This is a genomic window from Streptomyces sp. NPDC006339 (assembly GCF_040612775.1).
Lineage (GTDB): Bacteria > Actinomycetota > Actinomycetes > Streptomycetales > Streptomycetaceae > Streptomyces.
The window spans coordinates 49,060-59,890 of the sequence record NZ_JBEXQW010000045.1 but is presented as its reverse complement, the minus strand read 5'-3'; the positions used below and the strand labels follow the sequence as shown (position 1 = coordinate 59,890).

At 73.5% G+C, this 10,831-nt stretch carries 10 protein-coding genes, 1 rRNA gene and 1 pseudogene; 10 read left to right on the top strand and 2 right to left on the bottom strand.

Annotated features, from left to right (window positions below; translation table 11 throughout):
* The 3 genes from rrf to ABZ135_RS30045 all read left to right on the top strand — a co-directional run.
* Nucleotides 1-105: ribosomal RNA gene (gene rrf / locus ABZ135_RS30055) — 5S ribosomal RNA — on the top strand; the annotation flags it as partial.
* A 227-nt stretch (nucleotides 106-332) separates the two neighbouring features.
* The gene (locus ABZ135_RS30050) at nucleotides 333-1,475 is read left to right on the top strand and encodes a hypothetical protein (protein WP_356700030.1); all 1,143 of its coding nucleotides are present in this window, start codon (nucleotides 333-335) and stop codon (nucleotides 1,473-1,475) included.
* Nucleotides 1,415-2,197 carry a hypothetical protein gene (locus ABZ135_RS30045; RefSeq protein ID WP_356700028.1) on the top strand — a complete coding sequence of 261 codons (783 nt, stop codon included), beginning with the start codon at nucleotides 1,415-1,417 and terminating at the stop codon, nucleotides 2,195-2,197. The genes ABZ135_RS30050 and ABZ135_RS30045 overlap by 61 nt, the downstream gene beginning before the upstream one ends.
* Nucleotides 2,198-2,281: 84 nt before the next feature.
* Here ABZ135_RS30045 and ABZ135_RS30040 read toward each other — a convergent pair whose 3' ends face one another.
* Nucleotides 2,282-3,577, bottom strand: coding sequence for a DUF1015 domain-containing protein (locus tag ABZ135_RS30040; RefSeq protein WP_356700018.1), 1,296 nt, complete (start codon nucleotides 3,575-3,577; stop codon nucleotides 2,282-2,284).
* A gap of 85 nt (nucleotides 3,578-3,662) precedes the next feature.
* Between ABZ135_RS30040 and ABZ135_RS30035 the strand changes: the two genes are divergently transcribed.
* From ABZ135_RS30035 to ABZ135_RS30020, 4 genes are all read left to right on the top strand, one after another.
* Entirely contained in the window at nucleotides 3,663-4,739 is a 1,077-nt protein-coding gene (locus ABZ135_RS30035; protein WP_356700017.1) for an HAD hydrolase-like protein, read from the top strand.
* 238 nt (nucleotides 4,740-4,977) lie between these two features.
* Nucleotides 4,978-5,895, top strand: a complete 918-nt coding sequence (locus ABZ135_RS30030) for an iron chelate uptake ABC transporter family permease subunit (RefSeq protein ID WP_356700026.1) — start codon at nucleotides 4,978-4,980, stop codon at nucleotides 5,893-5,895.
* Entirely contained in the window at nucleotides 5,892-6,926 is a 1,035-nt protein-coding gene (locus ABZ135_RS30025; RefSeq protein WP_356700015.1) for an iron chelate uptake ABC transporter family permease subunit, read from the top strand. Before ABZ135_RS30030 ends, ABZ135_RS30025 begins: the two co-directional genes overlap by 4 nt.
* A gap of 143 nt (nucleotides 6,927-7,069) precedes the next feature.
* A complete protein-coding gene (locus tag ABZ135_RS30020; protein WP_356700024.1) occupies nucleotides 7,070-7,918 on the top strand; it encodes an ABC transporter ATP-binding protein in 849 nt (282 codons plus the stop codon).
* Nucleotides 7,919-8,077: 159 nt separating this feature from the next.
* On the opposite strand, the gene ABZ135_RS30015 is transcribed toward ABZ135_RS30020, so the two are convergent.
* Complete coding sequence (locus ABZ135_RS30015) at nucleotides 8,078-8,425, bottom strand: SCP2 sterol-binding domain-containing protein (RefSeq protein WP_356700013.1); 348 nt, start codon at nucleotides 8,423-8,425, stop codon at nucleotides 8,078-8,080.
* Between the two features lie 341 nt (nucleotides 8,426-8,766).
* Between ABZ135_RS30015 and ABZ135_RS30010 the strand changes: the two are divergent.
* The 3 genes and pseudogenes from ABZ135_RS30010 to ABZ135_RS30000 all read left to right on the top strand — a co-directional run.
* Nucleotides 8,767-8,964 (top strand): annotated as a pseudogene (locus ABZ135_RS30010) (hypothetical protein); the annotation flags it as partial.
* A gap of 7 nt (nucleotides 8,965-8,971) precedes the next feature.
* Nucleotides 8,972-9,787 (top strand): TlyA family RNA methyltransferase, encoded by an 816-nt coding sequence (locus ABZ135_RS30005; protein ID WP_356700011.1) that lies wholly within the window; start codon nucleotides 8,972-8,974, stop codon nucleotides 9,785-9,787.
* Nucleotides 9,784-10,761: an NAD kinase gene (locus ABZ135_RS30000; protein WP_356700009.1), complete on the top strand. Its 978-nt coding sequence runs from the start codon at nucleotides 9,784-9,786 to the stop codon at nucleotides 10,759-10,761. Before ABZ135_RS30005 ends, ABZ135_RS30000 begins: the two co-directional genes overlap by 4 nt.
* Nucleotides 10,762-10,831 lie beyond the last annotated feature (70 nt).

The following is a 10,831-nucleotide window of genomic DNA, read 5'->3' as shown; positions in this document are numbered from 1 at the left end:
AGCGTTAGGGAAACGCCCGGTTACATTCCGAACCCGGAAGCTAAGCCTTTCAGCGCCGATGGTACTGCAGGGGGGACCCTGTGGGAGAGTAGGACACCGCCGAACAATATTTCAGGACCCCTGGTCCCAGCGTTCATGCTGGGACCAGGGGTCCTTTTTTGTTTGCTCTGGATTTTTCTGAAAGCGCGGTGCGGTGCCGGCTGCGCGAGAATGGCTGCAGTACCCGAAGACAGGAGTCACCTCGATGTCCACCAACTCTCCCGACGACCGTCCGGAGCGCGAGCCGCGCCGCCGGGACGGCGGTGAGCGCGGCGGCTTCCGTGGGCCGCGTCGTGACGACAACCGAGGCGGCGGCGGTTTCCGCCGTGACGACCGGGGTGGCGACAACCGTGGTGGTGGCGGTTTCCGTCGCGATGACCGCGGTGGCGACAACCGTGGTGGCGGCTTCCGCCGCGACGACCGCCGTGATGACCGTGGCGGCGACAACCGCGGTGGTGGCGGCGGTTTCCGTCGTGACGACCGCCGTGATGACAACCGTGGCGGTGACCGCCCGTCCTTCCGTCGCGACGACCGTAGTGGCGAGCGCCCCGCGTTCCGCCGTGACGACCGGGGTGGCGACAACCGTGGTGGTGGCGGCGGTTTCCGTCGCGATGACCGCGGTGGCGACAACCGTGGTGGCGGCTTCCGCCGCGACGACCGTCGCGATGACCGTGGCGGGGACAACCGTGGTGGTGGCGGCGGTTTCCGTCGTGACGATCGCGGTGGCGACAACCGTGGTGGTGGCTTCCGCCGCGATGACAACCGTGGTGGCGGCGGCTTCCGCCGTGACGACCGCCGGGATGACAACCGTGGCGGCGGGTACCAGCGCGACGACCGTCCCTCCTTCCGTCGGGACGACCGTGGTGGCGAGCGGCCGGCCTTCCGTCGCGATGACCGTCGCGATGACCGGCGTGATGACAACCGTGGCGGTGGCTTCCGGCGCGATGACCGTGGTGGCGACAACCGCGGTGGCGGCGGTGGCTTCCGCCGTGACGACCGGGGTGGCGACAACCGTGGTGGCGGCGGTTTCCGCCGCGACGATCGCCGTGATGACCGGCGGGACGACCGCCGTGGCGGTGCTTACCAGCGTGACGACCGTCCCTCCTTCCGTCGGGACGACCGTGGTGGCGAGCGGCCGGCCTTCCGTCGCGATGACCGTCGTGACGACCGCCGTGATGACAACCGTGGCGGTGGCTTCCGGCGCGACGACCGTGGCGGCGACAGCCGCGGTGGTGGCGGTTTCCGCCGTGACGACCGTCGTGACGACCGGCGGGACGACAGCCGGGGTGGCTACCGTGGCCGGGACGACCGGGGTGGCTACGGTCGTCGGGACGACCGCGACCGGGACCGTCCGGAGCGCGCCCCCATCAAGCGGCTGCCGATCCCGGACGACGTCACCGGTGACGAGATCGACCAGGACGTGCGGCAGGAGCTGATGAGCCTGCCCAAGGGGCTGGCCGAGGACGTCGCCCGTAACCTCGTCATGGTCGCCCAGCTCATCGACGAGGAGCCGGAGAAGGCGTACGAGTACTCCCGCATCGCCCTGCGGCTCGCCTCGCGCGTCGCCGCCGTCCGCGAGGCGGCCGGCTTCGCCGCGTACGCCACGCAGAAGTACGCCGAGGCGCTGGCCGAGTTCCGTGCCGCGCGGCGGATGAACGGCGGTGTCGAGCTGTGGCCCGTCATGGCGGACTGCGAGCGCGGCCTCGGCCGGCCGGAGCGGGCGCTGGCCATGGCCGGTGAGCCCGAGGTGCAGAAGCTGGACAAGGCCGGGCAGGTCGAGATGCGGCTCGTGGCCGCCGGCGCCCGCCGGGACATGGGGCAGCTCGACGCCGCCATCGTGACCCTGCAGAGCCCCGAGCTGGCGTCCAGCGCCAACCACCCGTGGACCGCGCGGCTGCGGTACGCCTACGCCGACGCGCTGCTCGCCGCCGGGCGTGAGCGCGAGGCGCGCGAGTGGTTCGCGAAGGCCCTCGAGGCCGACAAGGACGGCTCCACGGACGCCTCCGACCGGCTCGCCGAGCTGGACGGCGTCGAGTTCGTCGACGCGTTCGACGACACCGACGAGGAGAACGGCGAGGAGAACGGCGAGCTCGGCGACGAGGCCGACGAGGCTGACGCGGTCGAGGACCGCGACCGGCGCGACGGGGACGAGGGCTGACGCCTCGGGCGCGACACGGGCATGACACACGAAGGGCGGAACCCCACGGGGTTCCGCCCTTCGGCGTTATGGCGGCCGGTCCGGTCAGTCGAGCGCCAGGCTGCGCAGCACCAGGCCCGTCGCCGGCTTCGGACCGAAGGAGGTCGACTTGCGGGGCATGGTGACGCCCTGCCGGGCCAGGTCCCGTACGACCTCCTCCTTGACCGGGTGCATCAGGACCGCCGTACCGCCGCGGCGCTCGGCCTGCTCGACGGCGGCCTCGGTGTCGTGGATGTAGGAGATGTCCTCGGGGGCGTCCGGGATGTGCCAGACGTGGTCGAGGAGGGTGGAGTGCAGGACCGTGGCGTCGAGGGTGCGCCATGCCTCGGGGCGGTCGCCCCGGATCGTACGGGCCAGCAGGGCAGGGTCCGGACGGTCGACGAGGTGGAAGGCGCCGTCGCCGGCGAGGAGGAACGCGTTGCCGTCGGCGCAGGCGGCGGCCAGGGCCTCCTGGGCGGCGGAGAGCGGGCCGTCGACGCGGGTGACGCGGAAGCCGTCGCCGAGGGCGGTGAGGGCGGCGAGCGCGTCGGCGACGGGGAGGCGGTTGAGGAGGCGGTGGATGGCGCGGACCCGCAGCGGATAGCGGGCGGTGTCGATGAGCAGCACCAGGCCGTAGTTCCAGGGGCCGGGCGCCGCGTGCTCCTCGCGCAGCCGGAGGTAGGTGGCCCAGCGGTGGTGGCCGTCGGCGATGAGGGCCTGGTGGCGGCCGAGTTCGGTGGCGACGGCGGCCAGGTCGGCCGGGTCGGTGACCGACCAGAGACGGTGGTGGAAGCCGTCCTCGGTGGTGGTGGACAGCAGCGGCTCGCCGGTGACCGTACGGTCGATGACCGTGGCGGCGCCGTCGCCGTCACCGCGGTAGGTGAGGAGCAGCGGCTCCAGGTTGGCGGCGGTGGTGCGCATGAGGGCGGCGCGGTCCTCGACGACGTGCGGCATGACGTCCTCGTGGGGGAGGACGATCCCCTCGGCGGGGGTGGAGAGTTCGAGGGCGCCGATGAGGCCGCGCTGGAGGATGCCGTCGCCGCGCTGCTCGTAGACGTAGAGGGCGGGCTCGGGGTCCGGGGCGAGGATGCCGTCGGCGAGCCAGCGGTCGAGGGTGACGGCGGCCTTGCGGTGGCGGGTGCCGGCGGTGATGGCCTGCGGGAGGATCAGCCGCACGATGTTGTGCGGGTCGGCGGACTCGAGGTGGTGGAGTCCGTCGGGCCGTACGACGACGTCGTACGGCGGTGAGGTCACGGCGGCCAGACTGCCGACCCGTTCGGGGACGTACCGAAGGCCCCGGAAGGGGGCCAGGCGGAGACCGGAGGCGCGGACGTCGTCGGCCGCGTGACCTGAGGTGTTCATCTCGTCATCGTAGGGGGGCGTGCCCATGAGCGATGATCGGGGGAGCGGGAGAATGTCACACCCAAAGACGTGAGGAGTCCGGGGCATGACGGGAAACGGCCAGGAGCGGGGCAGGAACCGGCCGGATGGCAGTGCGGTCGCGCTGAGCGAGGCGTACGACACGGCCCTCCTCGACCTGGACGGTGTCGTCTACTACGCGGGCGGGGACGCCATTCCGCACGCGGTGGAGGCGCTGGAGGCGGCCCGCGCGGGCGGGATGCACCTGGCGTACGTCACCAACAACGCGCTGCGGACGCCCGACGCGGTGGCGGGGCACCTCACGCGGATCGGGGTGCCGGCGGCCGCCGGTGACGTGATCACCTCGGCGCAGGCGGTGGCCCGGCTGATCGCCGACGAGATGCCGCCCGGTGCGCGGGTCCTGGTGATCGGTGGTGAGGGGCTGCGGGTGGCGCTGCGCGAGCGGGGGCTCGTGCCGGTGGAGTCGGCCGACGACGATCCGGTGGCGGTCGTGCAGGGGTACGGGGGGCCGGAGCTGCCGTGGGGGCGGTTGGCCGAGGCGAGTTACGCGGTGGGGCGCGGGCTGCCGTGGTACGCGTCGAACACGGACCTGACGATCCCGAGCGCGCGGGGGATCGGGCCGGGCAACGGTGCGGCGGTGGAGGTCGTGCGGATCGCGACGGGGGCCGAGCCGAAGGTCGCCGGCAAGCCGTTGCCGCCGATGCACCGCGAGACGGTGCTGCGGACGGGGGCCGAGCGGCCGTTGGTGGTCGGTGACCGTCTGGACACCGACATCGAGGGGGCGTTCAACGGGGAGGTGGACTCGCTGCTGGTGCTGACCGGCGTGACGGACGTGGCGCGGCTTCTCGCCGCGGTCCCGGAGCACCGGCCCACGTATGTGGCCGCGGACCTGCGGGGGCTGCTGGCGCCCCAGCCGGAGATCGTCGAGGCCGGGGGCGGCGCGTTCGGGTGCGGTGGCTGGACGGCGTCGGTGAGCGGTGGGGCGCTGCTGCTGGAGGGCGAGGGCGAGGGCGAGGGCGGCGCGCTCGATCCGCTGGACGGCGTACGGGCGTTGTGCGCGGCGGCGTGGACGGACGCGGGAGCGGGGACGTGCGGCCTGGACGCGGGGAAGGCGCTGGAGCGGCTGGGGCGGCTGGGGCTCTGAGGGCTGCGGGGACTCCGAGGGCGGCCCGCTGCCGGGCTCGCTGCCGTCCCGTTCGTACACGGGATCGATCACCGATCGGAGGGTAGGATAACCTAACCTCGTGTTGGTCGAGAGTCCCTCCCGTGCAAGCGCGGAGCCGGTCGGCCCTGCCCAGAAGCCGGCGCGCCGCAATTCCCTGCGCGCCGTCGGACTGGTCGCGGCCCTCGGAGTCCTGCTGCTGATCTGTGTCCTGAGCATCATGATCGGTGCCAAGCCGGTGCCGCTCGGCGATGTCTGGCACGGCCTGTTCCACAACAGCGGAATCCGCAACGACGTCATCGTCCACGACGTCCGCGTCCCCCGCACCCTCCTCGGACTGCTCGTCGGCCTGGCCCTCGGCCTCGCCGGAGCCGTCATGCAGGGACTCACCCGCAACCCGCTCGCCGAGCCCGGGCTCCTCGGCGTCAACGCCGGCGCCGCCGCGGCCGTCGTGTCGGCCATCGCCTTCCTCGGCATCACCGACACCTCCGCCTACGTGTGGTTCGCCTTCGTCGGCGCGGCCGTCGTCTCCGTCCTCGTGTACGTCCTCGGCGGCAGCCGCAGCGCCACGCCGGTGCGGCTGGCGCTCGCCGGGACCGCGGCCACCGTCGCCCTGTACGGCTACGTCAACGCCGTACAACTGCTGAACTCGGCGGCCCTGGACCGGCTGCGGTTCTGGACCGTCGGCTCCCTCGCCGACGCGAACATGGACACCGTCGTCCGGGTCGCCCCCTTCATCGTCGTCGGCGCCGTGCTCGCGCTGCTCATCGCCCGGCCGCTCAACGCCATGGAGATGGGCGAGGACACGGCCCGCGCCCTCGGCGCCCACCTCAACCGGACCCGGATCATCGCGATGGCGTCCGTCACGCTGATGTGCGGCGCCGCGACCGCCGCCTGCGGGCCGATCGTCTTCATCGGCCTGATGGTCCCGTACATCGTGCGGTCGATCACCGGCCCCGACATGCGCTGGATCCTGCCCTACGCGGCGGTCCTGTCGCCGGTCCTGCTGCTCGGCTCCGACGTCATCGGCCGGGTCATCGCCCGGCCCGCCGAACTCCAGGTCGGGATCATCACCGCGCTCGTCGGCGGGCCGGTCTTCATCCGTCTCGTCCGCCGCAAGAGGATGGCCAAGCTGTGAGCACCAAGACCCTGCGGACCGGCGGCGGCCTCTCCGTACGCTACGAGCCGCGCGCCCTCTTCTCCGTCCTCGGCCTGCTGGTCGTCGCGCTCGCCGCGGCCGTCGTCCTCATCGGCAGCGGCGACTTCCCCATCGCGCCCGGCGACGTGGTCGCCACCCTGCTCGGCGACGGCACTCCCGTACAGGAGTTCGCCGTCATGGACCTGCGGCTGCCGCGCGTGCTCGTCGCCGTGTTCGTCGGCGCCGCGCTCGGCATCGGCGGCGCCGTCTTCCAGTCGGTGTCCCGCAACCCGCTCGGCAGCCCCGACGTCATCGGCTTCGGCCAGGGCTCCACCGTCGGCGCGCTCGCCGTCATCGTCCTCTTCCAGGGCAGCGCGGCCGCCGCGGCCGCCGGCGCCGTCGTCGGCGGTCTGGTCACCGGTGCGGTGATCTACCTGCTCGCCTGGAAGCGCGGCGTGCACGGCTACCGGCTCGTGCTCATCGGCATCGGCGCCGCCGCCATGCTGACCGCCGCCATCCACTACCTCATCACCAAGGCGCAGCTCGTCGACGCGACCCGCGCCACGGTGTGGATGACGGGCTCGCTGGAGGGGCGGGACTGGGCGCAGTTCTGGCCGCTGCTCGCGGTGAGCTGCGTGCTGCTGCCGCTGGTCCTCGGGCACGGGCGGGCGCTGCGGATGCTGGAGATGGGCGACGACGCGGCGTACGCGCTCGGCGTCAAGGTCGAGCGGACCCGGATCCTCCTCATGGGCTCCGCCGTGCTGCTCGTGGCCGTCGCCACCGCCGCGGCGGGCCCCATCGTCTTCGTCTCCCTCAGCGCGCCCCAACTGGCCCGCCGGCTCACCCGCTCGCCGGGCCCGAACCTCGCCGCCTCCGCGCTCATGGGCACGGCCCTGCTGCTCGTCGCGGACTGGGTCGCCACCAACGCCTTCGGCGAGCGTCAGCTCCCGGTGGGCGTCGTCACCGGCGTGCTCGGCGGGTGCTACCTGCTGTGGCTGCTGGTCAGCGAACGCAAGGCGGGCCGGATATGACGACCACCGCGAGCACCGCGAGCACCACGGGCACCGCGAGCACCGCGAGCACCGCGAGCACCACGGGCACCACGGGCACCACGGGCACCGCGAGCACCGCGAGCACCCCGCACCCCACGAACGACAAGATCAGGAGCAAGGGTATGAACGGGCAGCAGGCCCAGCGGCTGAGCGCCGAGTCGGTCACGCTCGCCTACGACGAGCGGGTCATCGCCCGCGACCTGAGCGTCGCGATCCCCGACAACTCCTTCACCGTCATCGTCGGCCCGAACGCCTGCGGCAAGTCCACGCTGCTGCGCGCGCTCTCCCGGATGCTGAAGCCGACGGAGGGTCGGGTGCTGCTCGACGGGCAGGCGATCCACTCGATGCCCGCGAAGAAGGTCGCCAAGACGCTCGGGCTGCTGCCGCAGTCCTCCATGGCGCCCGACGGCATCACCGTCGCCGACCTGGTCGCCCGCGGCCGCTACCCGCACCAGGGCCTGCTGCGGCAGTGGTCGCCCGATGACGAGCGGATCGTGCAGGAGTCGATGGCCGCGACCGGCGTCGCGGAACTCGGTGAGCGGTACGTCGACGAGCTGTCCGGCGGTCAGCGCCAGCGGGTCTGGATCGCGATGGCGCTCGCGCAGCAGACCCCGCTGCTGCTCCTCGACGAGCCGACGACCTTCCTCGACATCCAGCACCAGATCGACATCCTCGACCTGTGCGCCGAGCTTCACGAGACGCAGGGCCGCACGCTCGTCGCGGTCCTCCACGACCTCAACCACGCGGCCCGGTACGCCACCCACCTCATCGCCTGCCGCGGCGGCGAGGTCGTCGCCGAGGGCCCGCCGAGCGAGGTCGTCACGGCCGAGCTCGTCGAGCGCGTCTTCGGCCTGCGCTGCCAGGTCATCGACGACCCGGAGACCGGCACCCCCCTGGTCGTCCCCGCCGGCCGCAAGACCCGCCGCCCCGCCCCGACGACCCCGGAACGCAAGGCCACGCTGGACGCGTGAGCGCGGCGGGACGGGCGGGACCGACCGGTCCGGTCCGGGTCCGCCCCGGGCTTTCGCGGGGACGTGCGCCCCTGGCGTACGGGGCGGGCCGCCTTGACGTACGGCTTGGGCCCCGCGGCGTACGGCTGCCCTGCGGCGTACGGCTCTGGCGGGGCCGTCCTACAGCAGGGACCGCAGGCGCAGGAGGTCGCGGAAGCCGGCCTCCAGAACAACGCGGCCGGAGGCCCATGCCTTCGCGAAGTGGAGGCGGCCGTCGACCAGGGCGATCAGGTCGTCGCCGGTCATGCGGAGGCGGATCTGGGCCTTCGTGGCGGGCGGACCGGGGTGGGTGTCGTGGATCTCGACGCGGCCGTCGGACAGGCGGCCGGTGAAGGTCGTGTCGAGGTCCGTGAGGTGGCAGCTCAGGGTCCGGTCGAGCGCGGCGGCGCCGCGCACGTCGCCCTCCGCGCGGGCCAGGTCGTCCGAGAGTCGTGTCAGTGCCTCGCGGCACTCCGTGATCGTCGCCATCGGGTCGACCGTACCCCAGGCCCTCGCGGTAGCGTCGGGGCATGAGCGACGCGTATCCGAACGCCTCCGCCGCCCACCGGGCCGGCCAAGATCCGGCGGAGCCCGGCGAGCGGCTCCCGCACCACCCGCCGGGCCAGGCCCCGGACGGGGAGGCGCCGGGCCAGGACGCCCCGGGCCCGGACGCCCCCGGCCGAGGCACCCCGGACCAGGACGTTCCCGGCCGAGGCACCCCCGGCCCGGACGCCCCCGGCCGAGGCACCCCCGGCCCGGACGCCCCCGGCCGAGGCACCCCGGACCAAGGCGCCGACGCCGCACGCCCCGACCCGCTCGCGGCCGACGAGCCCGCTCCGCTCGGCGTCGTACGGACCCCCACCGGGCGGCCCGCCGTCGACGCGCTCCTGGAGCGGCTCGGCGACGTCGACCACCTCACGGCGGACGGACACCTCGACGTGTACGAGGATGTACACCAGGGACTGCGCGCCGAGCTCACCGCGCTCGACGAGCGGCCCGGACCCCGTCCGTACGACAACAGGAGCTGAACCGAACGTGGCAGGACCGGCACGCCGCCGTCTCGACGCCGAGCTGGTACGGCGCAAGCTGGCGCGCTCGCGCGAGCACGCCAGCCAGCTCATCGCCGCGGGCCGGGTGACGGTCGGCAAGACCGTCGCCACCAAGCCCGCCACCCAGGTCGAGACCGCCGCGGCCATCGTCGTCGCCCAGGACGACAGCGACCCCGACTACGTCTCGCGCGGCGGCCACAAGCTGGCCGGCGCCTTCGCCGCGTTCGTGCCGCAGGGCCTGCGCGTCGAGGGCCGGCGCGCGCTCGACGCGGGCGCGTCCACCGGCGGCTTCACCGACGTCCTGCTGCGCGCCGGCGCCGCCCACGTCGTCGCCGTCGACGTCGGCTACGGGCAGCTCGCCTGGTCGCTGCAGAGCGATGAGCGCGTCACCGTCAAGGACCGCACCAACGTCCGCGAGATGACCCTCGACTCGATCGACGGCATCCCCGTCGACCTCGTCGTCGGCGACCTGTCCTTCATCCCGCTCGGGCTGGTGCTGCCCGCCCTCGTCGCCTGCACCGCGCCCGACGCCGACCTGGTCCTCATGGTCAAGCCGCAGTTCGAGGTCGGCAAGGAACGGCTCGGCACCGGCGGAGTGGTGCGCAGCGCCGAACTCCGCGCCGACGCCGTGAAGAACGTGGCCCGGCGGGCCGGCGAGCTCGGACTCGGCGTGCTGGGCGTCACGGCCAGCCCGCTGCCCGGCCCGTCCGGCAACGTCGAGTACTTTCTGTGGCTGCGGGCGGGCGCGCCCGCCCTCGATCCCGCGGAAGTCGACCGCGCCGTGGCGGAAGGACCTCGTTGAGCACTGGTTCGAGCACGACCACCGAAAGCACCACGACCACCGAAAGCCGCACGGCCTCCGGGAGCAGCACGACCTCCGGAGGCACCCGCACCGTCTTCCTGCTCGCGCACACCGGCCGCCCGGCCGCCGTGCGCAGCGCCGAACTCGTCGTCCTGGGACTGCTGCGCAGCGGCATCGGGGTGCGGGTCCTCGAGGCGGAGGCGGCCGACCTGCCGCTGCCGCCGTCCGTCGAGAAGGTGCCGGAAGCCTGCTCCGACGCCCTCGACGGCTGTGAACTCCTCGTCGTCCTCGGCGGCGACGGCACCCTGCTGCGCGGCTCCGAGTTCTCCCGCGCCTCGGGCGTGCCGATGCTCGGCGTCAACCTGGGCCGGGTCGGCTTCCTCGCCGAGGCCGAGCGCGACGACCTCGACAAGGTCGTCGACCGGGTCGTCACCCGCGCCTACGAGGTCGAGGAGCGGATGACCCTCGACGTGACCGTGTACCAGAACGGCGACGTGCTGCACCGGGACTGGGCGCTCAACGAGGCCGCCGTGCAGAAGGTGTCGCCGGAACGGATGCTGGAGGTCGTCCTCGCCATCGACGGCCGGCCGGTGACCGGCTTCGGCTGCGACGGGGTGATCTGCGCGACACCGACCGGCTCGACCGCGTACGCCTTCTCGGCCGGCGGGCCGGTGATCTGGCCCGAGGTCGAGGCGCTGCTCATGGTGCCGATCGGGGCGCACGCGCTGTTCGCCAAGCCGCTGGTGACCACGAAGGACTCCGTCCTCGCCGTCGAGGTCGAGCCGCACACCCCGCACGGGGTGCTGTGGTGCGACGGGCGGCGCACGGTGGAACTCCCGGCCGGGGCCCGGGTCGAGGTGCGGCGCGGCGCGGTGCCGGTCCGCCTCGCCCGCCTGCACCACGCGTCCTTCACCGACCGGCTGGTCGCGAAGTTCGCGCTGCCGGTGTCGGGGTGGCGCGGAGCGCCCCACTAGCGGGTGACAAGCGCGTGACACAGGCCCCCCCGACCTGCGGGTTCACCCCCGGTCGGCAGGGGCCGTCGCA